Here is a 25,024-nt window from a genome sequence, read left to right on the forward strand (position 1 = left end):
GGCGTCGGGTGCGGCCGCTCTCGGCGAGGAGGCTCAGCACCGGCACGGCCGGCGACTTCTCGGCGAGGTGCGCCTGGAGCCAGTTCTCCGCCGCGAGCAGCTGCTCCTCCTCCCACGGCTCGTCCAGGGTCATCGCCCGCAGCAGCGCCCAGTCCCGCAGGCGGCGGACGGCGAAGGCGTCGGCCGCCACGACGTCCGCCAGCTCCCGCCGCCAGGCCGGGAAGCCCGGGTCCGTCAGCAGCTCCGCCGCCCGCCGGTCCAGGTACTCGCAGACCGCGCAGCTCGCCATCGAGCGCTCGGGGTCGGTGAGCACCCGGGCCGCGAGGGCGGCCGCGTCCTCGGGCGCCACGTCCGCGAAGGCCCGGCGGTACCGTGCGAACCGCACGTGCTCGTCCGGGTCGAAGTCTTCCGTACCGGCCGCTGCTGTCTCGGTCACCGAGGCTCCCTCTTCCGTCCCGCCGTGGCACTTGCCCGCCCGATGGTCGCACGGCTGGCGGACGGCGGGCCCGGCGGCTCCGGGCACCGTGCCGGTGACCTCCTTGACCTCTTTGACCTCCTTGGCCTCAAGCCCGTTCGCCTCCAACGCCCTGTGGTGGGCGTCGACGATCCGCGCGCGGGGGACGGTCCGCGTGCCGTACGCGGACACCGGGCTGCCCACGGTCCACCCCGCGGACATCGCGGCGGTGGCGCGGGTGGCGTTGACCGGGTCCGGCCATCGGGGACGGACGTACGCGCTGACCGGGCCGGAGCGGGTGACGGCCCGGCAGCAGGTGGAGGCCATCGCGGCGGCCCTGGGGCGGGAGGTGTCCTTCGCGGAGATCGGCCGGGAGGAGGCCCACCGGCAGATGTCCGCGGTCCTGGGGGCCGAGGCCGCGGATGCGGCGCTGGATGTCACGGGCGGGGACGTCAACGACGGGCTGCTGGAGGTGCGCGACACCGTCGAAAGGGTCACCGGATCCCCCGCCAGGCCGTTCCACCGCTGGGTCGCCGAGAACCTCGCGGCCTTCCGCCGACGAGCCCCGCACTGCTCGGACACGCCCCGAGCGGCACCGGGCGCTCAGCCGATGGTCACCACCCGGGCCCACTCCGGCGGGCTGTCCGGCCGGTAGTCCTCCTGGTCCTCGTCGTACCGGCTCGGCCTCGGGAAGAGGCCGACCACCGTGCGGCAGGGCGGGGCGGCGGAGGGCCACGGGGTCTGGCCGTCGGTCAGGACCACCACCACGTCCGGGCGGGGGTGGCTGCGCAGGGCGGCGCGGAAGCCGGTGCGCAGGTCGGTGCCACCGCCGCCGATCAGCGGGATGCCCTCGGCCCGGCAGAGCTGGTGGACGGTCTGGGCGGCCGCGTCGCAGGGGACCACGGTGACCTGGTCACGGCGGCCACCGACCGCCCGGCCGATCGCCGCGACCTCCAGCAGTGCGCTGCCCAGCTCGTCGTCCGAGACCGAGCCGGACGTGTCGATGATCACCGAGACCCGCGGCGGGCGCCGCCGCAGGCTCGGCAGCAGCACACCCGGCACCCCGGCCGAGCGGCGGGCGGGGCGGCCGTAGCTGTAGTCCTCGCCCGCGCCGGGGCCGGAGACCGCCGAGCGCACCGCCGCGCCCAGCAGCTGCCGCCACGGCTGCGGTGGGTGGAACGCTTCCTCGGCCCAGCGCTTCCAGCCGGCCGGAGCGCAGCCCGGGCGGGCCCGGATGCCCTCGGCGACCCGGAAGCGGACGGCGTCGTGCTCCTGGGCGGTGAGCCCGTGGGCGCCGTCGGGGCCGAGCTCCCACGGGCGGTCCAGGCCGTCGGCGCCGCTGCCGCAGTCCAGCCAGGCCGCCTCCAGGCTGCGCGGGTGGAAGCGGTAGCGGCGCAGGTACTCCTCCATGAGCAGCCCGTCCGGCAGCAGGAGCATGCCCGGCCGGACGGCGCCGGGCGGGCGGGCCAGCCCGTCCCCGTACACGTCGTCGTTGATCTCGCAGTCGGCGGCGATGTTCATCCGCAGCCGGGCGGCCGGGCCCTCCAGGCCCAGTTCGCGGGCGAGGCGGTCGCCGCGCCCGTGGTGGTCGCGCAGCAGGTGCGAGACCTCGTGCACCCAGACGCCGGCCAGGTGCTCCACCGGGGTGCGGGCGACGAAGGCGGGCGAGGCGTAGCAGCGCCAGTGGCGGTCCACGGCCATGGTCGGCACCTGCCGGGACTCCACCAGGTGGAGCGCGAACAGCGCCGTCGCCAGGTACGGCCGGACCCGGACGGCGTACAGCCGGGCGGCGTACAGCTTCTCGACGTCCAGTGGCGCGGGCGGCGCGCTCGCTGTGCTGCCCACCGTGCCGCTCACCGCCGTGCCCGCCGTGCTGCTCGTCGCCGTGCCCACCGTGCCGCTCACCGCTGCACCGTCCGGGGCTTCAGTGCGCCGACGAGGTCGGCCCGGCGGGAGACCGCCAGCGCCGGGGTGAGCCGTTCGATCGCCGCCGGCACGTCCCAGTCCTCCCGGCGCAGCGAGGCCAGCGTGGTGGCCGGGACGACCAGCAGGTCCGGCGCGCCGGCCTCCAGCGCCCGGACCAGCAGCGCCCAGGCCGCGTCCCAGCGCGCCCGGTCCGGCCGGCTGCGGACCGCCGCGACCACTCCGTCCAGCACGGCCTGGCGCAGGTCCCCGCGCTCGGGCAGCACCGCGCCGGCCGGGTCGGCGAGCAGGTCCTCCGGGTCCGGCAGGTCCATCCGGTCCATGTGTGCCATCAGCTCCAGGCCCGGGCCGTCGCCGACGGTGCCGCGCACCAGCAGGGACAGCACCTCCCGGGAGGAGCCGGCGGCGGTCGCGAAGGCGACCAGCCGCAGCGTCATGTCCCAGCTGCGCGGGGACGGCCAGGCGCCGCCGCGCCGGGTCTCGGTGGTGGGCAGCCGGTGCACCAGTTCGGGGCGGGCGGCCAGCAGCCCGCACACCGAGCGCCGGGCGAGTACGACGGCCGCCGGCAGTGCCTTCGGGTCGAGCCGGGGCAGCGTGGCCACCGGCCAGACGCCGCGGAGGCCGCGTACCACCACCTCGTGGTCGTGCGTCCACTGGAGGTGGACGAAACGGTTGGCCAGCGGCGGGCTGAGCTCCCAGCCGTCGGCCGCCGAGGAGCGCGGGTTGGCGGCGGCCACGATCCTGACGCCGGGCGGGAGTTGCAGCGTGCCGATGCGCCGCTCCAGGACCAGCCGGAGCAGTGCGGCCTGGACGGCGGGCGGCGCGGTGGACAGCTCGTCCAGGAACAGCAGCCCGTGTCCGGCCCGCACCAGTCGGACCGCCCAGTCCGGCGGGGCCATCGGGACGCCCTGCTGTGCCGGGTCGTCGCCGACGATGGGCAGCCCGGAGAAGTCGGAGGGTTCGTGGACGCTGGCGATCACCGTGGTCAGCGGCAGTTCGAGGGCCTCGGCGAGCTGGTTGAGTGCGGCGGTCTTGCCGATGCCGGGCTCGCCCCAGAGCAGGACGGGCAGGTCGGCGGCGACAGCGAGGGTGAGCGCCTCCAGCTGGATGTCGGCGCGTGGTTCGGTGGTGGTGTCGGCCAGCAGGTCGAGCAGCTGCCGGGCGACGTCGAGGCGGGCGGCTTCGGGCGTGCGGATGGGCATGGGTGATCACCTCAAGGCGTGTGGTGCGGATGGGTCTTCAGTGCCGGGCGGCCGGCGCCGGCATCAGCGGAGCGAGGCCAGGCGTGGGCGGGCCCGGAACGAGGCATGGCGCGGGCGCGGGCGGAAGGCCGCGTTGTCCGGGCGCGAGCTGCGGCGCACGCGTGGCAACGGATAGTTGACGAGCTCGGGCCCGGTCAGACCCGCCCGGTAGAGGCCGTAGGCGATCCGCCGTTCGGCCGCCGCCGCCAGCTCGTCGCGGAGCGGTCCGTCGCGCAGCACCGCCTCCGGGCCGAGCAGGGCCTCGACCGCGGCCAGCGCCCCGGCGGTGTCGCCGTGGTCCAACCGCTCGCGCACACCGGCCAGTTGGTCAGGCCGGCGGTGCGTGAGGTCGATCGCCCGCAGACAGGGCAGCGGGGTGCCGGACAGGGCGGCCAGCAGCTCTTCGCGGTGCAGCTCGGCCGGGTCGTGGTCGAGCGGGGTGAGCACCCCGTCGACCAGCCCGATCCGGTGCCGCGCCCCTCGGCAGTCCACCAGCCGGTGGGGCTGGGGCCGCGTCGCCGCCTGCGCCCGGGGCGGATGTCCGGGCGCCAGCGCGGCCGCCACCAGCGGATGCAGCCGGTCGGCCTCGATCACACCGCTGCGGAGCAGGTCGAGGTCGGGCGGCACCCAGGTCGCGGCATCGGGGAGCAGCGGCAGCCCCGAGGTGTCCCCGGAGGCCTGCGCGGTCGTCCCGTCCGGCCCGAGCAGCAGCCGCTGCCGACGCCCGAGCCGCACCAAGACAGGGCCGGCCGGGCGCCCGTCGGCGCGCAGCAGCAGCTCGGCCTCGGCAGCCCAGCGGTCGACGGCACAACGTCGCGTCGGATCACCAATGTCCGTACCCAGCAGGCCCGTTGGCGGGTCACCCGTACCGGCCCGGACGGCCAGCTCCGAGCTGCGCCCGGCGTCCCAGAGGTGCCGGTGCAGGTCGTAGCGGAACCGGCGGCTGGGGCGCGGACGCGGGTGCGGCGACCGGCCGTCGCCTCCGGAGCCGTCCCAGAGCGCCAGGGCGACCCGCTGGCCGTACTCCGCCCAGGCGGGCGGCGTGCGGACCACCAGGACGACCGGGGACTCGCCCGGGTAGCGGGCCAGCGGTACGGTGAGCCCGGGCCGCAGCAGCCCGTCCGGGGCGGACCTCGGCAGGTGCCAGCGCAGCAAGTCCGGTGCGAGGCAGCGGAGATCGGCCCGCAGCCGGTCGGCGAGCTCCCGCCCGTGGACGCGGGCGACGTCCCGCAGGCGGAAGTCGACCTCGACGTTCGCCGCGGCGCAGGCCCCGGCCCAGTCGCCGGCCAGGCGGAGGGCGGTGGAGGTTTCGATCATGGAGGGCGGCACGGCGTACTCGCGTACGCGCCGCCAGAAGGAGAGGCGGGAGTCGTTCCCGTGCGCGGGGTGAGTGGGCATCAGCACGCACTCTTCGCGGACGGGACCCCCATTCTGTGAGCAGCGTGAGTGGTCATCGCCGGGGAGCATAGCGTCCCACGCCGCCGCCCGCCACACCGTTCCGCTCCGCGGCCGGGTGCTCAAGGGCCGCTGGAGGCCGGGTCGAGAGGGGTGGTTCGTGGCGGCTCGGGTGTGTTCTGGTGGAGGGCGGAGGGGCGCGGCGGTGCGTAGACGCTCGCGCATGGAACTGAGTGCGGAGGCTATGGTTCGCCGGCCCGGAGTGGCCTTGACTGGTGGACACGAGGACGGACGCGCAGGGTTCACGGAACCCCGGCGGGTCCGACGATCCGAACAGGCTCCTACTCCGAGTGAGGGTGATTGTGATGGCTGGTGTGGTGGATCTCGCGGTCGAGTCCGGTGTCGTGCTGGTGGTCGGTGGGACGGGGAAGACGGGTCGCCGGGTGGCGGAGCGGCTGACGGCCCGGGGTTACGAGGTGCGGGTGGGTTCGCGCTCGGGTGCGGTGCCGTTCGACTGGCATGACGAGGGGACGTGGGAGGGGGCGCTGGAGGGTGTGAGCGCGGCGTACCTCACCTACTACCCGGATCTGGCGTTCCCGGGTGCGGTGGAGGCGGTGGGGGCGTTCTCGCGGCTGGCGGCGGAGCGCGGGGTGGGCCGGCTGGTGCTGTTGTCGGGCCGTGGTGAGGAGGCTGCGGAGGCGGGGGAGAAGGCGGTGATGGAGTCGGGGGCCGCGTGGACGGTGGTGCGGTGCGCGTGGTTCAACCAGAACTTCAGTGAGTCGTTCTTCCTGGAGCCGGTGCTGGCGGGGGAGTTGGCGCTGCCGGTGGGTGGTGCGGTGGAGCCGTTCGTGGACGCGGAGGACATCGCGGATGTGGCGGTGGCGGCGTTGACGGAGGCGGGGCACGCGGGGGAGGTGTACGAGCTGACGGGGCCGCGGTTGCTGTCGTTCGCGGACGTGGCGGTGGAGCTGTCGGCGGCGGCGGGGCGTGAGGTGCGGTTCGAGGCGGTCTCGCAGGAGGCGTACCGGGAGGTGTTGGAGGCGGCGGGGCTGCCGGCGGACTTCGCGGAGCTGTTCTCGATGATCCTGGACGGTCGCAACGCGTCGCTGGGCGACGGTGTGCGGCGGGCGCTGGGCCGTGAGCCGAGGGACTTCGCCGACTACGCCCGCGAGGCCGCCGCCTCGGGCGTGTGGAACGCGTGACCAGCCAGAAGGGCAACACCTGCCGTCCGTACGGCAGTCCAGTTGATCGTCGGTGCCGGGCGGCGCCGACCACCTGACCGACAACCCGGCCGCGGCCGGGAGCGGTGAGGAGGCCGGCGGCCCGGACACCGGGAGGGTCCCCGCGTCGGGCGGGGACCGGGGAGACCGAAGGAATACCGATGCGCTCGAATCAGACCGCGACCCCAGCTTCCTACACCGCTGCACAGTCCTTCACCGGCCTCGCGCCGGGCGGCACGGCCCCGGCCGTGCCCGCCACCCGGAGCAAGGCCGCCGGGCCGCTCCTGGTGGGCGCCACCATCGCGATGGGCCTGATGGCCGGCCTGTTCTTCGCCTTCGACGTCTCGGTGATGCCGGGCCTGGCGGCGGGCGACGACGGGACCTACGTGACGGCGATGCAGCACATCAACAAGTCGATCGACGGGAACGGGCTGTTCGGCCTGGTCTTCATCGGCGCCTTCCTCGCCACCGGCATCGCCGCCTGGCTCCAGCACAAGGCCGGCCGGCGCCGGGCCGCGCTGTGGGCGGCGGCCGCGACGGTGCTGTACGTGGTGGCGCTGATCGTCACCATGGGCGTCAACATCCCGCTCAACAACGAGCTGGCGGCGGCCGGCGACGTGTCGCAGATCCACGACCTCGCCGCCGTGCGGGCCAAGTTCGCGGACACCTGGGTGCCGGTCAACATGCTCCGCACCGCGCTCTGCACCGGCGGGCTGCTCGCGCTGACCCGCTCCCTGGTGCTGCACGGCCGCGCGGAGCGCTGAACGCCGCCCCCGCCCATCGCCCCCGACGGAACCCCGCCGGGGGCCTTCGGCATGCCGGCGGCACCCGGTGCCCGGCTGGCCGATTCCGTTCGCTCGCGACCGACGGCGGGTCGCGGCGGACGGGCCGTCGGGAGCAGACTGGCCGGTGCACGGAGTTCCGACCGCAGGGAGCAGGCATGTCCGTACGACCCGGCAGGCGCAAGGCAGTTGGCAGGCTCAGGACCGCGATCGGCGCGCTCGTCGTGGCCCTGGCGGCGGGGGCGGCGGTCGCCCTGCCCGCCGCGGAGGCGGAGGCGGCCGGCACCAAGGGCGGCAAGGTGGTCTACCTGACCTTCGACGACGGCCCCAGCCCCGCCTACACCCCCAAGGTCCTGGCGACGCTCGACCGGTACGGAGTGCGCGCGACCTTCTTCGAGATCGGACAGAACGTCGCCGCCCACCCCTCGGTGACCGCGCAGGTCGCCAGGCGGGGACACAGCGTGCAGAACCACTCCTGGTCGCACCCGGACCTGCGCAAGCTCTCCGCCACCGCGCTCAACGCGCAGGTGGCCGACACCGACAAGGCCATCCGTGCGCAGACCGGCCGCACCCCGAGCTGCCTGCGCCCGCCGTACGGCGCGGTCAACAGCACGGTGCGCTCGAAGGCCGCGGCGCTCGGCAAGCAGGTCGTGCTCTGGTCGGTGGACCCGGCGGACTGGTCCCGCCCCGGTACGGCCGCGATCCGGTCCCGGGTGCTGAACAACGTCCGGCCCGGCTCGGTGATCCTGCTGCACGACGGTGGCGGCGACCGCAGCCAGACGGTGGCCGCGCTGCCGGCGATCATCTCCACGCTCAAGGCGCGCGGGTACGGCTTCGCCACCCTCTGCGGCTGAGTCCGGCCGCAGAGGGTGGCGGGTACGGGCGGCGTGGTCGGGCCTGCCCGTCGAGCGGGTCCGGGCCCGGTCAGCTCCGCCCGTTGAGGACGAGCGCCCAGGCGAGGCAGGCGAGCGCGCCGGTCGACAGCAGAGCGCGCAGCACGTTGAAGCGCACCCAGCGGGCCTCGAACCGGCTGCGCACCGCGGCCGGGTCGGTGATCCGCTGGGCCGAACCGGCGGCTTCGAGCTCGTCGTTCAGCGGGATGTTGACCGAGCGGGTGACCCCGATCATCGCGACGTACAGCACCAGCGCGGCGATGGTCGCGGGCAGGACGTCGTGCCCGTCCGAGGGCAGGTGCAGGGCGACCGCGGCCGCGGTGGCGAGCAGGGCGCCGACGAAGCCGAGGACGAACCAGCCGTTCAGGATCGCCACGTTGACGCGCTGCATGACCTCGATGAAGGTCCGGTCCTCGACCCGCGCGAGTGCGGGCATGACCGAGCACGAGTAGCCGTAGAAGAGTCCTGCGGTCAGTCCACAGGTGACAGTGGCCGCCACCAGGACGAGTGTGCGTGCCGTTTCCATCGTCGTGAGCCCCTCACTTCTCGCTGTCGGTATCGCGGTACCGCAGTCGCCGTGTCCAGTCCGTACCCCGTGGGCAGATCATCCGGCATTTGAGCGGCGCGAGCCACCTCGATCGCTCAAGAGTCTCTCAAATGACAAGACGTCAAATGATGTCCTGCCGTCTAGACTTGACGCCATGGACACTCTGACGGGACTCCTCGACGGCCCCAAGGCCCGGGGCGCGTTCCTGCTGCGCTCCATCCTCACCCCGCCGTGGTCGCTGCGGATCGAGGACCGGGCTCCGCTCTCGGTGGTGACGATGGTCCGCGGCGACGCCTGGATCCTGCCCGAGCGCGGCACCCCGCTGCTGCTGCACCCCGGGGACGTGGCGATCGTGCGCGGCCCGGAGCCGTACACCGTGGCGGACGACCCGGACACCCCGGTGGACGTGATCGTCGGCCCGGGCCAGGTCTGCACCAAGGGCGGGGTGGACGTCTCCGAGGTGATGTCGCTCGGCGTCCGGACCTGGGGCCAGGGCCGGGAGGGCGACCAGGCCTCCTCGGTGGTGCTGTCCGGCACCTACCAGGCCGAGCACGAGATCGGCCAGCGGCTGCTCGGCTGCCTGCCCGCGCTGCTGGTCCGTCCGGCCGGCACCGGCGCCGACGACACCCTGGTGCACCTGCTGGCCGCTGAGATAGGGCGCAACGAGCCCGGCCAGGAGCTGGTCCTGGACCGCATCCTGGACCTCCTGGTGGTCTCCGTGCTGCGCGCCTGGCTGGCCGCCCCCGACTCCGGCGCCCCCGCCTGGTACCGCGCCCAGCACGACCCGGTGGTCGGCCCGGTGCTGCGGCTGATGCACGACGACCCCGCCACCGCCTGGACGGTCGCCGAGCTGGCCCAGCAGGTCGGGGTCTCCCGGGCCGGCCTGGCCCGCCGCTTCACCGCCCTGGTCGGCGAGCCCCCGATGGCCTACCTGGCGGGCTGGCGCCTGGCGGTCGCCGCCGACCTGCTGCGCGAGCCCGAGTGCACCGTCGCCTTCGCCGCCCGCAAGGTCGGCTACAGCAACGCCTTCGCCCTCTCGGCGGCGTTCAAGCGGGTGCGCGGCATCAGCCCGCAGGAGCACCGCCGGCTGGCCGCCACGGGCGCCCCGGCGCAGCCGGCGGGCTTCTCGGGGCCGGCGGAGACGGTGATCCTGGCGGGCTGACCGAGCCGTTCTCCAGTTGCCTAAACAGTTTAGGCAATTCCATACTGTCCGTAGATCACCGACGTGACCGGACGGGAGAACGCACATGGCAAGGGCAGGACTGACCGTCGAACGCCTGGTCGTCGCGGGCGCCGAGCTCGCCGACGAGGTCGGCTTCGACCAGGTGACCGTCGCCGCGGTCGCCCGCCGCTTCGGCGTCCAGACGGCCAGCCTCTACTCCCACGTCAAGAGCTCCCAGGACCTCAAGACCCGGATCGCCCTGCACGCCCTGGAGGAACTCGCCGACCTGGTCGCCGACGCCCTCGCCGGCCGGGCGGGCCGCGACGCGCTCGCGTCCTTCGCGGACGCCTACCGCGACTACGCGGCCCGCCACCCCGGCCGTTACGACGCCACCCGCCTGCGCCTGGACGCCGCGACGGCCGCCGCCGGCGCGGGCGTCCGGCACGCCCAGATGGCCAGGGCGATCCTGCGCGGCTACGACCTGACCGAGCCGGAGCAGACCCACGCGGTGCGCATGCTCGGCAGCGTCTTCCACGGCTACATCAGTCTGGAGGCGGCCGGCGGGTTCAGCCACACCGCAGTCGACGCGCAGCAGTCCTGGGACTGGATCATCGACTCCCTCGACGCCCTGCTGCGCGCGGGCGGAGCCCGTACGGCCGGTTGACCGGCCTCTCGTACGAGGCATGCGGGCCGTGCGACTCGTACGCCTCGCGAGATGCATGCGACGTATGTGACAACCCGACGACCCGACGACCCGAAGAGCATCATGACGACGATCACCACCCCCGTCACCGAGGCCCTCCTCCACGGCCACCTCGACGTCGAACACACCCGCCGCGGCCTGCTGCCGCACCGCCTGCCCGCGGGCGCCCGCCGGCAGATCCCGGACGAGCAGCTCGCGATGGCCGAGTCCCAGCCCTCGGGTGTCCGGCTGGCCTTCCGCACCCGCGCCACCACGATCACGCTGCACGCCGTCCCCACCAAACGCGCCTACCCGGGCGTCCCGAACGTCCCGGACGGTGTCCACGACCTCCTGGTGGACGGCCGGCTCACCGCGCAAGCCGGCGTTCCCGGCGGCAACCTGCGCACCGTCGACCTGGCCACCGGCCGCTTCGAACTGACCGAAGGACCGTCCGGCAGCGCCCGGTTCACCGGCCTGCCGGAGCGGGACAAGACCGTCGAGATCTGGCTCCCGCACACCGAGACCACCGAGCTGATCGCACTCGACACCGACGCACCGATTCAGCCGATCCCGACCGGCACCCGCAAGCGCTGGCTGCACCACGGCAGTTCGATCAGCCACGGCTCCAACGCCGCCCACCCCACCGGCACCTGGCCCGCCCTGGCGGCCAACAGCGCCGGGCTGGACCTGACCAACCTCGGCTTCGGCGGCGGCGCCCTGCTCGACCCCTTCATCGCACGCACCATCCGCGACACCCCAGCGGACCTGATCAGCCTCAAACTCGGCATCAACCTCGTGAACAGCGACCTGATGCGGCTCCGCGCCTTCACTCCGGCCGTTCACGGCTTCCTGGACACCATCCGGGACGGCCACCCGACCACACCGCTGCTGGTCGTCTCCCCGCTGCTCTGCCCGCTCCACGAATCCGTGCCGGGCCCGCTCGCCCCCGACTTCAGCAGCGGCACCCTGCGCTTCCGCGCGACCGGTGACCCCGCCGAAGTCGCCGCCGGCCGGCTCACCCTCACCGTCATCCGCGCCGAACTGGCCCGCATCGTCGCCCAGCGCCGGGCCGACGGCGACCACCACCTGCACCACCTGGACGGCCTGGCCCTCTACGGCGAGCCCGACCACGACGCCCACCCGCTCCCCGACGGCCTCCACCCCTCCCCGGAGGCCCACCGGCTCATCGCGGAGCGCTTCGCCCGACTCGCTCTCACCCCCGGCGGCGCGCTGGCCCCGTGAGTCGCGTCCGCCAAGTCCCTTTGACGGAACCGACGGTGAAGCCGTTGCACAACAGGACGGCCAGGCTCGCCGACCGCAGCGCGAACGCGTGACCGGCGCGACACCCCACAGCTGCGCCCCGCCCGGCATCAGCCGTGCCGATGCCGGGCGAGGGGCGGGGCTCGTGGAGTGGGCGCGCTCGCATGGCTACGGGCGTCACGGGTGCTCGAACCGCCACCGGAGGCCTCAGGCGGCGGCCGCCCGGTACGGCGGGAGCGCGAGCGCGGTGACGACCGTGCCGCGGTGCACGACCCAGGAGCCCGTGCGGACGGCGGGATGGTGCGGGTGCCGGGCCGTGAAGGTGCCGTCGGCGTGCACGGTGACGGGGATGGCCGCGAGCGGCGCCCAGGTGCCGGTCAGCGGATGGACGGCCTTGTAGGTGGCCTCCTTGGCACTGAACAGGACGGTGTCCCACGGGACGCAGCCCTCGGGCAGCACGGCCAGGCCACCCCGCTCGGCTTCACTGCTGACCAGCTGGAGCACACCCCGGGGGAGCGGCCGGGCGGGCTCGGCGTCGATCCCGAGCGAGGCGAGGTGCCCGGTGCCCGCGACGGCGCAAGCCGTGTACCCGTCCGTGTGGGTGATGCTGCCCGTGACGCCCGCCGGCCACCGGGGCGCCCCTCCCGGACCGGGCAGCAGCGGCACCGGCGGGTGCCCGAGAGCGCCGAGGGCCTGGCGGGCGAGCGTCCGGGCGGTGGCGAACTGCCGGCGGCGGCGCGGTGATCGGTCGTGGATGTACGCCGCCTCCAGCGGCAGCAGCCGGGCCTCGGCCGGGGCGCCGAAGGCCTCGGCGCAGTGGACGTGGGGCGGGAGCAGAGCGGCCAGGACGCCGGCCGGGGCGGTGGTGGTCACGGTCGTCAGCGGCCGGCCGTGACCAGCAGGTGAGTGTGGTGCGCGATGTGCTGCGGAGTCTCCAACGGCACCATGTGGCCGGTGTCGGGAATCCGGTGCAGCTCGGCGTGCGGCAGTGCCGAGACGAGCTCCTGGCTGAACACGGGCTTCACGATCTTGTCCTCGGTGCCGGTGATGACCGCGGTCGGCGCAGTGATCCCGGCCAGGCCCGCGCGCTGGTCCATCTCCTGGGTCGACGCGAAACAGGCGGCCCGGGTCGACGGCAAGGTGGCGGCGAACAGCCGACGGTTGGCCTCCCGCGCCGGCAGTGAGGCACCCGGCCCGTGCGTCCCCCCGAGCAGTCGACGTCCCAGCCATGGGGTCCGCAGCGCCCGGCTGAACAGCTTCGACCCCATCATCTTGACCTCGTTCGCCGGGGTGTTCTGCCCGTGCGAAGCAGTCGACACGAGCACAAGCCCCGCCAGCCGCTTGCTGGTTGCGCCACCCCGCCCGGCGGACAGCCCCGCCGCCCAGGCCAGTGCCGCGTACCCCCCGCCGGAGTGCCCCACCACCACGACCGGCCGCTCCGGCGTGGTGAGCGTCCCCACGACGGTGTCCAGGTCCCGCGCCAGCCGCTCGATGCTGATCGGCTCCCGCCCGGACGTCGACGAGGCGTGACCCCGCTGGTCGTACGTGGCCACCGTGTGCCCGGCCGCCGCAAGTTGGTGCGCGGTGGCGTGCCACACGGTCCGGGAGGCTGCCCAGCCGTGGACGAGCAGCACCAGCGGGCGGCTCGGGTCGGGCTCGCCCGGCTGGTGGACCGTGATGGCGAGGTGCGCGTGATCGTCGGTGGTCGCGGCGTGGTCGGTGGTGGTGACGGCGTGCGGGGCGGGGAGCGCGGGGATTTCGGTGATGGTCACGGGGGCCTCCTTTTCCGGTGTTGTTTTCGGTTCTTCTATTCGGGGTTTTGGTTGTTGAGGTGGTGGTGGAGGTTGGTGAGGGCGTTTTGGGTGGCGGTGGTGTGTTTGGTGGTGAGGTTGGTGAGTTTGTTGAGGAGTTTGGCGAGGTGGTGGGGTGTGGTGGTGAAGGTGATGGTGAGTTGGGTTTGGGTGTTGTTGTTGTGGGGGGTGAGGGTGTAGGTGGTGGTGCCGTGGAAGTGGCCGGTGTGGGTTTGGGTGAGTTGGGTGTGGGGGGTGATGTGGGTGGTGGTGCTGGTGAAGTGGAGTTTGGGGCCGGGTTTGCCGATTCCGGTGGTGTGGATGGTGGTTGTGGTGGTGCCGTGTGGGTGGTGGGGGCCGGTGGGGCCGGGTTGGTGGGTGTTGTGGGGGTGCCACCAGGTGGTTTTGCCGTTGAGTTCGTTGATGAGGGCGTTCCAGACGGTGTGGGTGGGGTGGTTGAGGAGGGTTTGGTCGGTGTGGTGGATGGGGTGCATGGGGTCGCCTTTTGGTGGGTGGGGGTGGGGGGGGTTGGGTGTTAGGGGAAGATGTTTTGGCCGGGGGTGAGGGTGTGGGTGGGGTCGTAGGTGTTTTTGGCGGTGGTGAGGGTGGTCCAGTGGGGGCCGTAGTGGTTTTGCCAGTCGGTTTGGGTCATGTTGGGGATGGCGCCGACGAGGTAGCGTTTTGCGCCGAGTTGGGTGGCGCGGTTGTAGAGGGTGCGGTTGCGGGTGAGGGCGGGGGTGGGGTTGGTGTTGGGGTGGGGGAAGGCGAGGAAGTCGAAGAGGTAGGTGATGGGTTCGTTTGGGGTGATGGCGAGGGGGTGGGTGAGTTTGTTGGTGTGGAAGGGGTAGCAGAGGAGGAGGCCGGCGCCGATGTCGTCGGGGGTGATGTGGGGGAGGGCTTCGGTGAGGAAGGTGGGGGTGGTGGAGGCGGGGAGGAAGAGGGAGAGCCAGGGTTTGGGGGCGTTCCAGTAGCCGAGGTTTTTGATGGTGTCGGCGAAGGTGTCGGCGCGGTAGGTGTAGTCGCGGTAGGTCTGGTCGGTGATGTCGGTGGTGGTGGGGTTGAGGCCGGTGAGGAGGGGGGTGGGGTCGGGGGGTGTGGTGCCGTTGTAGTGGGCGACGGCTTCGATTTTGTAGCGGGGGGGTTGGCCGGTGGGTTGGATGAGGATTTCGCCGACTTGGGAGGGGAAGCGGCCGTCGGCGAGGAGGGTTTGTTGGTCGGTGAGGAAGGTGTTCTGGTTGTCGTAGGTGAGGGTGAAGACGCGGGCGTTTTGGGGGGCGGGGATGAGTTTGACGGTGGCGCGGGTGATGATGCCGACTTGGCCGGCGCCGGCGAGGGCGGTGTGGAAGAGGTCGGGGTTGCGGGTGGGGGAGGCGGTGAGGATGCGGCCGGTGCCGGTGACGATTTCGATGGATTCGACGGTGTCGGCTTGGAGGCCGTGTTTGTGGACGGTGGAGCCGATGCCGCCGACGCTGATGGTGCCGCCGATGGACAGGTGGAGGTAGTCGGTGAGGCAGGGGGGTGTGAGGTTTTGGGTGAGGGCGGCTTCGGTGAGTTGGGCCCAGGTGACGCCGGCGTCGACGGTGGCGTTGGTGGGGGTGATGGTGTGGATGCGGTTGAGGGCGCGGGCGTTGATGCTGATGCCGCCGGCGACTCCGGCTTGGCCGTAGTTGGAGTGTGATTCGAGGTCGTTTCCGGTGCCGCTTTGGCCGTTCATGGCGACTTTGAGTTGGTTGCGGCGGGCGAAGTTGATGATGGTGGCGATGTCGGGGGCGCCGGCGGGGTTGAGGACGGCGTAGGGGGTGGTGGTGGTGAGGCGGCCGAAGTCCTGGGCGTAGGCGGTGCGGGTGGTGGTGTTGGTGGTGAGGGTGCCTTGGATGGGGGGGAGGGGGGTGATGCAGCCGGGGGGTGTGGGGGTGTTGGTGGTGGCCCAGGTGCGGGTGGTGGTGTTGAAGCCGATGACGGTGGCGGCGGCGCCGGTGAGCAGGGCGCGCCTGGACAGGGCGGGGCGGTTCATGCGGGGTGGTCTCCTGGTGGATGGTGTGGGTGGGGCGGTGGGTTGTCGGTAGGTCGTGGGCGAGGGGGGTGGGCGGGCCGGGTTGGTGTGGCCTGTCCGGTTCGGGGGGTTCGGGGGGTGGGTGCTGTGGGTGGGCGGTTCCTGGAGTCCGGTTTGTTTGGGGCTGGTTGTGGTGGGTGTCGGGTGGTTCCGGGCGGGTGGTGACGGTGCCGGTCTGGGTGGGCGGCACTGCGGGCTCTTGGTGGCGGCGCGGGTGGTGAGGGTGGTTTTCGGGGCTGCTGGGCCGGGTCGGCCGGCCGGTGCCCGGCCGGTGCCCGACCGGTGCCTGGGTGGTGTCCGGCCGGTGCCCGACCGGTGCCCGGGTGGTGTCCGGCCGGTGTCCGGGTTTCGGGGGTGGTGCCTGGGGTGGGCCGTGTCCGGGGCTCGTGTCGTGTCCGGGGCCTTCGGCGTGGTGCGTGGTGGGCGGTGGTTGTGGTTGGTGCGGTCCGGCAGTGCGGGGTGGCCGTTTTGGGTGGGCGGTTCCTGAAGTTCCTGTCGTGACGGGCTGGTTCGTGGTGGGTGTCGCGTGTTCGGTGGTCTTGTGGGGCCCGGTTGCGGGGCCTCGGTTTTCGGTCGGGGCCCTGGTGGTCGGGTGGCCGGTGGGTGGTGCCGGTGTTCGGTTGTGGTGGTGCGGGGGTCGGCTCCCTTGCCTGCCGGTCTTACCGGCCGTGCCGGTCCTCCTGCTTGCTGGTCCTTCCGGCCGCATCGGCCTTACCGGCTGTGCCGGTTGTGCTGGCGTGGGGCCGGCTCCTTGCCTGGCGGTTGTACCGGCCCGCCGGTCCTACCAGTTTTGCTGGCTGCACCGGCCGTCTGTCCGCTGGTCCTGCCAGGCGTTCCGGCTGTACCTGAGGTAATGGCGCTACCAGTCGTGCTGGCGCGGAGCCGGTTGCCTTGCCTGTCGGCCTCACTGGCCGTACCGGCCCAATCGGCTCTACCGGCTGTCCCGGTCCTCCTGCGTGTCGCTCCTACCAGCCGCACCGGCCGTACTGGTCGTACTGGTCGTACCGATTGTGCTGGCGCGGGGTGGTGATGTTCGGGTGGCCCCCCGGTGTGTCAGGACGGGTTGGTGTTGCGGGGTCCTGGTGGTCGGGTGGCTGGTGGGTGGTGCCGGTGTTCGGTTGTGGTGGTGCGGGGGTCGGCTCCCTCGCCTGCCGGCCTGTCGTACCTGCTGTACCTGACGTACTGGCGGTGCCGGTTGTGCGGGTGTGGGAGCCGGTTGCCTTGCCTATCGGCCTCACTGGCCGTACCGGCCCAATCGGCTCTACCGGACCAATCGGCTCTACCGGCTGTCCCGGTCCTCCTGGTTGTCGCTCCTACCAGCCGCACCAGCCGCGCCGGCCGTACCGGTCGCACCAGCCGCACCGGCCGTACTGGTCGTACTGGTCGTACTGGTCGTGCCGATTGTGCTGGCGCGGGGTGGTGATGTTCGGGTGGCCCCCGGTGTGTCAGGACGGGTTGGTGTTGCGGGGTCCTGGTGGTCGGGTGGCTGGTGGGTGGTGCCGGTGTTCGGTTGTGGTGGTGCGGGGGTCGGCTCCCTCGCCTGCCGGCCTGTCGTACCTGCTGTACCTGACGTACTGGCGGTGCCGGTTGTGCGGGTGTGGGAGCCGGTTGCCTTGCCTATCGGCCTCACTGGCCGTACCGGCCCAATCGGCTCTACCGGACCAATCGGCTCTACCGGCTGTCCCGGTCCTCCTGGTTGTCGCTCCTACCAGCCGCACCAGCCGCACCGGCCGTACTGGTCGTACTGGTCGTACTGGTCGTGCCGATTGTGCTGGCGCGGGGTGGTGATGTTCGGGTGGCCCCCGGTGTGTCAGGACGGGTTGGTGTTGCGGGGTCCTGGTGGTCGGGTGGCTGGTGGGTGGTGCCGGTGTTCGGTTGTGGTGGTGCGGGGGTCGGCTCCCTCGCCTGCCGGCCTGTCGTACCTGCTGTACCTGACGTACTGGCGGTGCCGGTTGTGCGGGTGTGGGAGCCGGTTGCCTTGCCTATCGGCCGCACTGGCTGTCCCGGCTGTTCCGGTCCTAGTGGTCCTGCTGGTCTTGCCGGCTGTCCCGGTCCTCCTGCTTGCTGGTCGTACCGGCCGCATCGGCTTTACTGGCTGTGCCGGTTGTGCTGGCGCGGGGCCGGTTGCTTGCCTGGCAGTTGTACCGGCCCATCAGTTGTGTTGGTCCTACCAGTCCTGCCGGCTGGACCGACCATATTGGCCGCCGGTCCTGCTGGCCGCACCGTTCCTACCGGCCCTGTCGGCCTGCGCTGTCAGTCCTGTCGGCCGCGCTGGCCGCCGGTCCTACCGGCCGTGCCGGTCTTCCTTGGCCGTGTCGATTGCGCTGGCCGCACCGTTCCTATCGGCCCGATCGGTTCCATCTGCCTGCCCTGTCAGTTCTGCCGGCCGTGCTGGCCGCCGGGACTACCGGCCCTACCAGCCTTACCGGCCCCGTCTGCCGGCCGTACCGATTCTGCGGTTCCTATCGGCCTGCCCTGTCAGTCCTGCCGACTGTACCGGCCTCGCCAGCCCTACCGGCTGCACTGCTTCTACCGGCCTCGCCAGCCCTACCGGCTGCACTGCTCCTACCGGCCTCACCAGCCCTACCGGCCGTACCCGCTCCCGTCGGCCCCGTCTACCGGCCTCTGGTTGTGTTGGCCGTGTCGTGCCGTGCTGTGCTGTGTGGCGGTGGCGGTGGCGGTGGCGGTGGCGGTGGCGGTGGCGGTGGGGGTGGTTGGGGTGGTGGCTGGGTGGGGGGTGTTAGGGGGTGGTGGTGTGGTTGGTGTGGGTGGCGGTTTGGTAGTTGGTGAGGTCGAAGGTGCGGGTTTGTTGGTGGAAGCGCCAGGTGTAGGTGGGCCAGATGGAGGGGTTGTTGCCTTTGGTGTCGGTGTACCAGCTGTGGCAGCCGCCGGTGTTCCAGACGGTGTTTTTGAGGCGGGTTTGGAGGGTGTGGTTGTAGGCGTTTTGGGCTTCGGGGTGGACGTCGAGGGTGGTGAGGTGGTGGGTGTGGAGGGTTTTGAGGGCGGCGAGGATGTAGGTGATCTGGGCTTCGATCATGACGGTTTGGGAGGAGTGGCCGAGGGTGGTGTTGGGGCCGAGGATCATGAAGAGGTTGGGGAAGCCGTGGATGGTGGTGCCGCGGTGGGCGGTCATGCCGTGGGTGTTCCAGGTGTCGGCGAGGGTGCGTCCGTTGCGGCCGTGGATGAGGCGGGCGATGGGGCGGTCGGTGGCGGTGAAGCCGGTGGCGAGGATGATGGTGTCGATGTCGCGTCGGGTGCCGTCGGCGGTGGTGATGTGGGTGGGGCCGATGTGGGTGATGGTGTCGGAGATGATGTCGACGTTGGGTTGTTGGATGGCGGGGTACCAGGTGTTGGAGAAGAGCAGGCGTTTGCAGCCGACGGTGTAGTCGGGGGTGAGGCGTTTGCGCAGGGTGGGGTCGGTGACGGATTTCTTGAGGTGGCCGGCGGCCATGTTCTTCATGCCGGTGGTGCGGGAGGGGCGGGACATGAAGAACGCGACGATTTCGCGGCCGTGTTTGTTGAAGGCGCGGCGGAAGCGCTGGTAGCCGGGTAGGTGGCGCAGCATCCAGGTGTGGCGGGGGGTGTTGGGTTTGTCGGGTTTGGCGGCGACCCAGGGGGGTGTGCGCTGGTAGAGGTCGAGGCGGGCGACGTCGGGTTGGATGGCGGGGACGAACTGGATGGCGGAGGCGCCGGTGCCGATGACGGCGATGTTGCGGCCGGTGAGGTCGTGGTCGTGGCGCCAGCGGGAGGAGTGGAAGACGGTGCCGGTGAAGGTGTCGAGGCCGGGCAGGTCGGGGATGGCGGGGTCGGAGAGGTAGCCGGTGCCGGTTACGAGGACCTGGGCGGTGTAGCGGCCGTGTTTGGTGCGGATGTCCCAGTGGTGGTGGGTGTCGTTCCAGGTGGCGTCGAGGAGTTCGTGGTCGTAGCGCAGGTGGGGGTCGACGCCGTAGCGGGTGGCGCAGTCTTTGAGGTAGGCGTGGACTTCGGCCTGGGTGGCGAAGGTGGATTTCCATTCGGGGTTGCGGGCGAAGGAGAAGGAGTAGAGGTGGGCCTGGACGTCGCAGGCGCAGCCGGGGTAGGTGTTGTCGCGCCAGGTGCCGCCGAGGTCGTGGGCGCGTTCGAAGACGAGGAAGTCGTTGATGCCGGCGCGCAGGAGGCCGATGGCGGTGCCGAGGCCGGAGATGCCGGCGCCGATGACGGCGACTTTGAGGTGGCGTACGGCGAGGTCGGCGGTGGGGTGGGTGGCGGTGCCGGTGCCGGTGCCCGCGGTGGTGCTGGTGCCGGTGCCTGCGGTGGTGCCGGTGCCCGCGGTGGTGCCTGCGGTGGTGCCTGCGGTGGTGGGGGTGGGGGCCACCCCCGCCGCCGGGGTGGTGGCGGGGGCCGCTGCTGCGGCGGTGCCGGTGCCGGTGCCGGTGGTGGGGTGGCTGGTGGTGGTGCGGTTGGGGGCGGGGGTGGTGGTCATGGCGTCGGTGTCCTCTTCTGGGGTGTCCTCGGTGGGCCTGGGGGTCAGGCGCGGCGGGTGAGGGTGACGCGGAAGTTGTTGAAGATGTGGTCTTCGAGGGTGTAGGCGAAGATGTCGAGGTAGCGCTCGAAGCGGGCGACGGTGGTCTCGTCGGTCATGGTGACGGCTTCGTCGCGGCGGGCGGCCAGGAGCTGGAGCCAGGCGCGGCAGGCTCGGGCGAAGGACTCGGGTTCGTTGCGGATCTCGGTGACCTCGAAGAGGCCGTCGAGGCCGGCGGCGAGTTCGGGCAGGCGCGGGATGTGGCAGCCTTCGAACTCCTCGCGCTGGAGGAACTTGAGGTCGTCCAGGAGCTGGCGGCGCAGCGGGGGGTTCTCGACGGTCATGGTGTGCAGGACGAAGCGGGCGCCGGGCTTGAGCAGGGAGTGGACCTGCTTGAAGAAGACGCGGTAGCGCTGGGTGCGCTCCTTGGGGGTGAGGGAGGAGAGCACGAAGTGTTCGAGGGCGTTGATGCAGAACGCGGCGTCGTAGGGGGCCTGGCCGTCGGCGAGGCGGTGGTCTTCCCAGCTTTCGACGCGGGCTTCGATGGCGGGGTTGGCGAGGGCGTCGACGAAGTCGGCCTGGGTGCGGGAGAGGGTGACGCCGACGGCCTTCTTGACGCCGTGGACGGTGGTGAGGCGGTTGAGCATGGTGCCCCAGCCGCAGCCGATGTCCAGGACGGAGTCGGTGTGGGCGGCGCGGGCGAGGTCGGTGAAGGCGTCGAGCTTGCGTTCCTGGGCCTCGTCGAGGACGGCGACGAGGTCCTCGCCGTCCTCCCAGTAGCCGCCGGAGTACATCATGGTGGGGCCCAGGATGAGCCGGTAGAGCTCGTTGGGGACCTCGTAGTGGTGGCGGATGGCCTCGACGTCGGGGTTGATGGAGCGGGCTTCGACGGTGGTCATGGGATGGGGCCCCTCGGTTGACGGTTGTGGAATAGGTGGTCGGACGGGATGCGCGACGGCGGGTGGGCCGGGCCGCGGCGGGCGGCCTGGTGGTGCCGGGTGGGCCTGGCTGCCACGGCCTTCGGTGTGGTTGCCGTGCGACCGATCCGGTTGCCCGGTTGCCCGGTCGGGCTGTGTTGTTGTCCGGGTCCGGACCGGCGGGTGCCGGCCGGAGTGGGCGGCCCTGTCGGGCCGAGGCCTTGGTGCCTGCCGTGCCGGGTGGTTGGTGCTGCCCGGCGTGCGGTGGTTCTTGTCGAGCTGGGCTGATTCCCCGGGTGGTTGGTGCTGCCGGGGGTGAACGGCCCTGGTGTGCGGTGTTCTTGGTGTCTGGCGGGTCCGGGTGGTGTGCCCGGTCGGCCGCCGTTGCCGGGTGGTTGGTGCTGCCCGGTGTGTGGTGGTGGTTCTTGTCGAGCTGGGCTGATTCCCCGGGTGGTTGGTGCTGCCGGGGGTGAACGGCCCTGGTGTGCGGTGTTCTTGGTGTCTGGCGGGCCCGGGCGGTGTGCCCGGTCGGCCGCCGTTGCCGGGTGGTTGGTGCTGCCCGGCGTTTGGCGGTGGTTCTTGTGAACCTGCTTGCGGTGCCGGGTGGTTGGTGCTGCCCGGTGTGCGGTGGTTCTTGTCGGACGGGGTTGTTCTCCCGGGTGGTTGGTGCTGCCGGGGGGTGAATGGTCGGGCTGTTCGGTTTCTTGGCGTCCGGGTGGTGTCGGTGGTGCGTGCCGGGCGGTCCGCCGTGGCTGCCGTGGCGGCTGTGGAGCGGTGGTGGCCGGTTCCGCCCTGTGGGGGCGGTTGGTGCGGTGGTGCGGGCCCGGTTCGCGGCGGGTGCCGGCTGTCCGGACGGCCGCCGTACCGCAGCCGTGCCGCCGTACGGCGGTGCCGTGGTCGTGCCGCCGTACCGCAGCCGTGCCGCTGCCGTAGCGCCGTGCCTCCGCCGTACGGCGGTGCCGCGGTCGTGCGGTTGTGCGGGTGTGGGTTGGGGTGGTGTGCGTGCGGGTGCGGTGTGTTGTGGGTCAGGTAAGCGTGTGTCTCGCAAGCGGTGCGCAAGGGGGGTGGGGGTGGGTGGGTTGCGGGCTGGTTGCATGGGGGCGGGTTTCATGCGGTTTCGGCAAGACACGTGGCTCCCATGGTCTGTCGTTGGGGGCGCTTCGGTTCCCGGGTGGTGTTGTTGGCTGTCCGGGGGTCGTGCCGCGTTGTTCCGTAAGGGGTCCGTTGTGCGGGCTCTCGTGCCGGTCTCGTGCGCCTTGCCCTGCCCGTCCTGCCCGTCCTGCTCGTCCTGCTCGTCCTGTCCGTTCCGCTGGTCCTGTCTGTTCCGCTGGTCCTGTCTGTTCCGCTCGTCCTGTTTGTTCGTGTGCCGTGTGTGCCGGTCCGTTCGTTCGTTCCCTGGTGTGTCGGTGTGGTGTGTTGCCGGGGGCGGGGTGCGGTGGTGTCCGCTCGGGGCCCGGCCGGCGGGTGGGCGGGCGGGTGGGCGGGTGGCGGGTTCGGGGGGTGTGGTGTGGCTGGTGTGGTGGGGTGCGTGGTGCGGGTGTGCGGGTGCTTCGTTGCCGGGGTGCGGGGTGTTCTATGCCTCGTTTGGTTCCCGGGGCGCTGCGGAGCGTTCGTCCTGGCTTTGTCCGCCTGAGGGTGGTCGGGGTGTGGGGCGGGGTTCCGGGGGTGTCTTCCTGACCTGTTCTTTCGACGCGTTGATGGCGCCCACTTGAGAGGTGGGCGTGGAGAGGAACGATCACTGATGTCTCAGATCCCCACGATCGAGGACCTGGCCCAGCAGCTTCAGGCGGTTTCCGGTGCTCAGGAGATCGACGCGGACGCCGCGTTGCAGCACATCGCGGACGTGGACTCGTTGGACCTGATGGAGTGGCTGTACGGCTTCCAGAACCAGTACCCGCACATTCCGGCGGACGAGTCGCTGTTCGCGGACATCGACGACACCACGACGTTGCGTGTGGTCCACGAGCGGATCCTGGCGCTCGTGCCGGCTGCCGGTAACTGAGACCCCGGCCACCAGGGGAGAGAGGGGTCGGGTGGTGAGCGGTTTCGACGTCACCGGCTGGGGCATGTCGGTGCCCGAACGTGTGGTGACCAGTGCCGAGCTCGCGCAGCGGTTCGGTGTGGACGAGCACTGGATCGTCTCGCGGTGCGGGATCCGTGAGCGCAGGGCGGTGGGTGAGGGGCAGACCACGGCGTCGATGGCCGTGGAGGCCGGGCGCCGGGCCCTGGAACGCGCGGGCCTTTCGGGTGCGGACATCGCGCACCTGATCGTGGCGACGGCCACTCCGGAACAGCCCTCGCCGGCGACGTCGGCGTTCGTCCACGACGAGCTGAAGATCGCCGGCAGTGCGCACGACGTGAACTCCGAGTGTGCGGGGTTCGTGTATGCGCTGGTGACGGCGGCGGGTCTGCTGCACATGGATCCGCGTCCGATCCTGGTGATCGGCTCGGACACGCACACGCTGACCGCGAACCCCGCCGACCGGGACCTGTCGATCCTGGTGGGTGACGGTGCGGGTGCGGTGGTCCTGCAGCCGGGTGCGGTGAACCGTGTGAGGGCGTGGAACCTGGGTGCGGACGGCTCGTGCAAGAACAGTCTGAAGGTCCTGGCGGGCGGCTCGCGCATGCCGACCACCGCCGAGACGGTCGCCAAGGGCCTGCACTACGCGCAGATCAACGGCAACGAGATCTACCTGAACGCGGTGCGTTACACGGTGCGTACGATCCGCGAGACGCTGGAGCAGGCGAAGATCACGCCGGCGGAGGTGGACCATGTGGTGCCGCATCAGGCGAACATCCGGATCATCAACTCGGTGCTCTCGCATACGGGTATCCCTGCCGACCGGCTGGTGACGAACCTGGAGCGCTACGGCAACACGGCGTCGGGGTCGATCCCGATCGCGTTGGCGGAGGCACTGGACAGCGGGCGGATCAAGGACGGCGACACGGTGCTGCTGGCCGGGTTCGGTGCGGGTATGACGTGGGGTTCGGTCCTGCTGACGTGGGGAGGGGTGGCGCGGTGAGCGGCAAGGACGCCTTCGGTACCCGTCCGCAGTCTCCGGTGGCGCTGGTCACCGGTGCCTCCGGGGGGCTGGGCAGTGAGCTGGCGCTGGCGCTGGACGCGGCGGGCTGCCGGGTCGCGGTGCACTACAACAGTTCCCGTGAGGGCGCGGAGAAGGTCGCCGCGCAGCTGGTCAACGAGCATGTGCTGGTGACCGGTTCGGTCGCCGACTGGGACGCGGTCGGGGTGATGTACGAGCAGATCAAGGCCGCGCTGGGGCCGGTGGACGTGCTCGTCAACAACGGGGCGATCCGCAAGGACGCGCTGATGGCGATGCAGAACCCCGCCGAGTGGCGGCAGGTGATCGACACCAACCTGGTGGGTTCCTTCCACACCGCGCGGGCGTGCGTGCCGGCGATGCTGCGGGCGCGCTGGGGGCGGGTGGTGAACATCGTCTCGCCGTCGGCGCTGATCGCCACTGCCGGGCAGACCGCCTACTCCGCGTCGAAGGCGGGCCTGATCGGACTGACCCGCACCCTCGCGGCGGAGTGCGGCCGGCGGGGGGTGACCGTCAACGCCCTGTCGCCCGGTTTCATGATCACCGGTATGACGGACACGCTGCCCGAGCACGTGGTGGCGGGCATGCGGGAGAAGGTCCCGGTGCCGCGGTTCGTCACCCCGCGGGAGGTCGCTCGCTCGATCACCCTGTTCCTCGACCAGGACTGCATGACCGGCCAGGTCATCAGCATCGACTCCGGCGCTTCCATCACCTGAGCGCCACCCCCGGCCACCCCGGCCCGCCCGGCCGGTCCACCGGATCCGGTCCGTCCTCCGGGTCCGGTCCGCCCGGTCCGTCCGGTCCGTCCTCCGGGCCCGGGTCCGTCCTCCGGGTCCGGGCCGCGGTCCGCAGGTCCCTTCGCGCCCCCTCGGCGTGCCTGTCCCCGTGCCGGGCACGCCGAGGGGGCGCACCTGCGTCCTGCCCCCCCGGGGGCTGTGGCACCGCCTGCCGGGGTACGCGGCAGGGACCGGGGTCCGGGCCCTTCCACCGTCCCGCCGTTCCCGGGGCCGGGTCGTCCCGCCGGTGCGGGGTTCGGGGGCCGGGCCGTCCCACCGTCCCGCCGTTCCCGGGGCCGGGTCGTCCCGCCGGTGCGGGGTTCGGGGTCCGGGCCGTCCCACCGTCCCGCCGTTCCCGGGGCCGGGTCT

20 protein-coding genes and 1 pseudogene are annotated in these 25,024 nt (G+C 72.1%); 10 read left to right on the top strand and 11 right to left on the bottom strand.

Annotation, left to right across the window (positions count from 1 at the left end):
• The coding region (locus ACFU7Y_RS08165; RefSeq protein ID WP_380766864.1) for a hypothetical protein at positions 1-436 on the bottom strand (436 nt) is incomplete at its 3' end.
• Between the two features lie 130 nt (positions 437-566).
• Here ACFU7Y_RS08165 and ACFU7Y_RS08170 point away from each other — a divergent pair.
• Positions 567-1,010: pseudogene (locus ACFU7Y_RS08170) on the top strand (hypothetical protein); the annotation flags it as partial.
• 47 nt (positions 1,011-1,057) lie between these two features.
• Here ACFU7Y_RS08170 and ACFU7Y_RS08175 read toward each other — a convergent pair.
• The 3 genes from ACFU7Y_RS08175 to ACFU7Y_RS08185 form a co-directional block, all read right to left on the bottom strand.
• A complete protein-coding gene (locus ACFU7Y_RS08175; protein WP_224284861.1) occupies positions 1,058-2,299 on the bottom strand; it encodes a VWA-like domain-containing protein in 1,242 nt (413 codons plus the stop codon).
• Between the two features lie 56 nt (positions 2,300-2,355).
• Positions 2,356-3,579: an AAA family ATPase gene (locus ACFU7Y_RS08180; RefSeq protein WP_380766866.1), complete on the bottom strand. Its 1,224-nt coding sequence runs from the start codon at positions 3,577-3,579 to the stop codon at positions 2,356-2,358.
• Positions 3,580-3,642: 63 nt separating this feature from the next.
• Positions 3,643-5,016, bottom strand: coding sequence for a hypothetical protein (locus ACFU7Y_RS08185; RefSeq protein WP_380766868.1), 1,374 nt, complete (start codon positions 5,014-5,016; stop codon positions 3,643-3,645).
• A 362-nt stretch (positions 5,017-5,378) separates the two neighbouring features.
• Here ACFU7Y_RS08185 and ACFU7Y_RS08190 point away from each other — a divergent pair, with 362 nt between their 5' ends.
• The 3 genes from ACFU7Y_RS08190 (at position 5,379) to ACFU7Y_RS08200 (ending at position 7,869) form a co-directional block, all read left to right on the top strand.
• A complete protein-coding gene (locus tag ACFU7Y_RS08190) occupies positions 5,379-6,215 on the top strand; it encodes an NmrA family transcriptional regulator (RefSeq protein ID WP_380766870.1) in 837 nt (278 codons plus the stop codon).
• Between the two features lie 179 nt (positions 6,216-6,394).
• On the top strand, positions 6,395-6,997 hold the full coding sequence (locus ACFU7Y_RS08195) for a DUF1772 domain-containing protein (RefSeq protein ID WP_224283350.1): 603 nt from the start codon (positions 6,395-6,397) through the stop codon (positions 6,995-6,997).
• Between the two features lie 176 nt (positions 6,998-7,173).
• Positions 7,174-7,869, top strand: a complete 696-nt coding sequence (locus tag ACFU7Y_RS08200; protein WP_380766872.1) for a polysaccharide deacetylase family protein — start codon at positions 7,174-7,176, stop codon at positions 7,867-7,869.
• Positions 7,870-7,939: 70 nt separating this feature from the next.
• Here ACFU7Y_RS08200 and ACFU7Y_RS08205 read toward each other — a convergent pair whose 3' ends face one another.
• Complete coding sequence (locus ACFU7Y_RS08205) at positions 7,940-8,407, bottom strand: anthrone oxygenase family protein (protein ID WP_308020276.1); 468 nt, start codon at positions 8,405-8,407, stop codon at positions 7,940-7,942.
• Between the two features lie 202 nt (positions 8,408-8,609).
• Here ACFU7Y_RS08205 and ACFU7Y_RS08210 point away from each other — a divergent pair, with 202 nt between their 5' ends.
• The 3 genes from ACFU7Y_RS08210 (at position 8,610) to ACFU7Y_RS08220 (ending at position 11,541) form a co-directional block, all read left to right on the top strand.
• Complete coding sequence (locus ACFU7Y_RS08210) at positions 8,610-9,617, top strand: AraC family transcriptional regulator (protein ID WP_224283353.1); 1,008 nt, start codon at positions 8,610-8,612, stop codon at positions 9,615-9,617.
• Positions 9,618-9,702: 85 nt separating this feature from the next.
• A complete protein-coding gene (locus ACFU7Y_RS08215; protein WP_380766875.1) occupies positions 9,703-10,281 on the top strand; it encodes a TetR/AcrR family transcriptional regulator in 579 nt (192 codons plus the stop codon).
• A 102-nt stretch (positions 10,282-10,383) separates the two neighbouring features.
• On the top strand, positions 10,384-11,541 hold the full coding sequence (locus tag ACFU7Y_RS08220) for a GDSL-type esterase/lipase family protein (RefSeq protein WP_380766876.1): 1,158 nt from the start codon (positions 10,384-10,386) through the stop codon (positions 11,539-11,541).
• A gap of 225 nt (positions 11,542-11,766) precedes the next feature.
• Here the strand turns inward: ACFU7Y_RS08220 and ACFU7Y_RS08225 are convergent, their stop codons facing one another.
• The 6 genes from ACFU7Y_RS08225 to ACFU7Y_RS08250 all read right to left on the bottom strand — a co-directional run bounded on the left by ACFU7Y_RS08225 (position 11,767) and on the right by ACFU7Y_RS08250 (position 20,802).
• Positions 11,767-12,432 carry a 4'-phosphopantetheinyl transferase superfamily protein gene (locus ACFU7Y_RS08225; RefSeq protein ID WP_224283356.1) on the bottom strand — a complete coding sequence of 222 codons (666 nt, stop codon included), beginning with the start codon at positions 12,430-12,432 and terminating at the stop codon, positions 11,767-11,769.
• 5 nt (positions 12,433-12,437) lie between these two features.
• Positions 12,438-13,331, bottom strand: a complete 894-nt coding sequence (locus tag ACFU7Y_RS08230; protein ID WP_380766878.1) for an alpha/beta fold hydrolase — start codon at positions 13,329-13,331, stop codon at positions 12,438-12,440.
• A 35-nt stretch (positions 13,332-13,366) separates the two neighbouring features.
• Complete coding sequence (locus tag ACFU7Y_RS08235) at positions 13,367-13,843, bottom strand: hypothetical protein (RefSeq protein WP_380766880.1); 477 nt, start codon at positions 13,841-13,843, stop codon at positions 13,367-13,369.
• Between the two features lie 41 nt (positions 13,844-13,884).
• Positions 13,885-15,363 (bottom strand): FAD-binding protein, encoded by a 1,479-nt coding sequence (locus ACFU7Y_RS08240; RefSeq protein ID WP_263454844.1) that lies wholly within the window; start codon positions 15,361-15,363, stop codon positions 13,885-13,887.
• 2,779 nt (positions 15,364-18,142) lie between these two features.
• Entirely contained in the window at positions 18,143-19,864 is a 1,722-nt protein-coding gene (locus ACFU7Y_RS08245; RefSeq protein WP_380766883.1) for a flavin-containing monooxygenase, read from the bottom strand.
• Between the two features lie 44 nt (positions 19,865-19,908).
• On the bottom strand, positions 19,909-20,802 hold the full coding sequence (locus ACFU7Y_RS08250; RefSeq protein WP_224279083.1) for a class I SAM-dependent methyltransferase: 894 nt from the start codon (positions 20,800-20,802) through the stop codon (positions 19,909-19,911).
• Between the two features lie 1,759 nt (positions 20,803-22,561).
• Between ACFU7Y_RS08250 and ACFU7Y_RS08255 the strand changes: the two genes are divergently transcribed.
• Genes ACFU7Y_RS08255 through ACFU7Y_RS08265 form a run of 3 tightly spaced genes read left to right on the top strand, consistent with a single transcriptional unit; the run spans position 22,562 to position 24,595 of the window.
• Positions 22,562-22,822, top strand: coding sequence for a hypothetical protein (locus tag ACFU7Y_RS08255; protein WP_224279085.1), 261 nt, complete (start codon positions 22,562-22,564; stop codon positions 22,820-22,822).
• 34 nt (positions 22,823-22,856) lie between these two features.
• Complete coding sequence (locus ACFU7Y_RS08260) at positions 22,857-23,843, top strand: 3-oxoacyl-ACP synthase III family protein (RefSeq protein WP_224279094.1); 987 nt, start codon at positions 22,857-22,859, stop codon at positions 23,841-23,843.
• Entirely contained in the window at positions 23,840-24,595 is a 756-nt protein-coding gene (locus ACFU7Y_RS08265) for an SDR family NAD(P)-dependent oxidoreductase (RefSeq protein ID WP_224279096.1), read from the top strand. Before ACFU7Y_RS08260 ends, ACFU7Y_RS08265 begins: the two co-directional genes overlap by 4 nt.
• Positions 24,596-25,024: the final 429 nt, after the last annotated feature.

Source organism: Kitasatospora sp. NPDC057542, assembly GCF_042801945.1.
Classification (GTDB): Bacteria; Actinomycetota; Actinomycetes; order Streptomycetales; family Streptomycetaceae; genus Kitasatospora.

Excerpts from the sequence above, each read along its gene's own strand:
- ACFU7Y_RS08245 (WP_380766883.1), bottom strand. The coding sequence starts at position 19,864 with ATGACCACCACCCCCGCCCCCAACCGCACCACCACCAGCCACCCCACC.
- ACFU7Y_RS08235 (WP_380766880.1), bottom strand. The coding sequence starts at position 13,843 with ATGCACCCCATCCACCACACCGACCAAACCCTCCTCAACCACCCCACC.
- ACFU7Y_RS08185 (WP_380766868.1), bottom strand. The coding sequence starts at position 5,016 with ATGCCCACTCACCCCGCGCACGGGAACGACTCCCGCCTCTCCTTCTGG.
- ACFU7Y_RS08200 (WP_380766872.1), top strand. The coding sequence starts at position 7,174 with ATGTCCGTACGACCCGGCAGGCGCAAGGCAGTTGGCAGGCTCAGGACC.
- ACFU7Y_RS08255 (WP_224279085.1), top strand. The coding sequence starts at position 22,562 with ATGTCTCAGATCCCCACGATCGAGGACCTGGCCCAGCAGCTTCAGGCG.
- ACFU7Y_RS08210 (WP_224283353.1), top strand. The coding sequence starts at position 8,610 with ATGGACACTCTGACGGGACTCCTCGACGGCCCCAAGGCCCGGGGCGCG.
- ACFU7Y_RS08180 (WP_380766866.1), bottom strand. The coding sequence starts at position 3,579 with ATGCCCATCCGCACGCCCGAAGCCGCCCGCCTCGACGTCGCCCGGCAG.
- ACFU7Y_RS08190 (WP_380766870.1), top strand. The coding sequence starts at position 5,379 with ATGGCTGGTGTGGTGGATCTCGCGGTCGAGTCCGGTGTCGTGCTGGTG.
- ACFU7Y_RS08250 (WP_224279083.1), bottom strand. The coding sequence starts at position 20,802 with ATGACCACCGTCGAAGCCCGCTCCATCAACCCCGACGTCGAGGCCATC.
- ACFU7Y_RS08195 (WP_224283350.1), top strand. The coding sequence starts at position 6,395 with ATGCGCTCGAATCAGACCGCGACCCCAGCTTCCTACACCGCTGCACAG.
- ACFU7Y_RS08220 (WP_380766876.1), top strand. The coding sequence starts at position 10,384 with ATGACGACGATCACCACCCCCGTCACCGAGGCCCTCCTCCACGGCCAC.
- ACFU7Y_RS08215 (WP_380766875.1), top strand. The coding sequence starts at position 9,703 with ATGGCAAGGGCAGGACTGACCGTCGAACGCCTGGTCGTCGCGGGCGCC.
- ACFU7Y_RS08240 (WP_263454844.1), bottom strand. The coding sequence starts at position 15,363 with ATGAACCGCCCCGCCCTGTCCAGGCGCGCCCTGCTCACCGGCGCCGCC.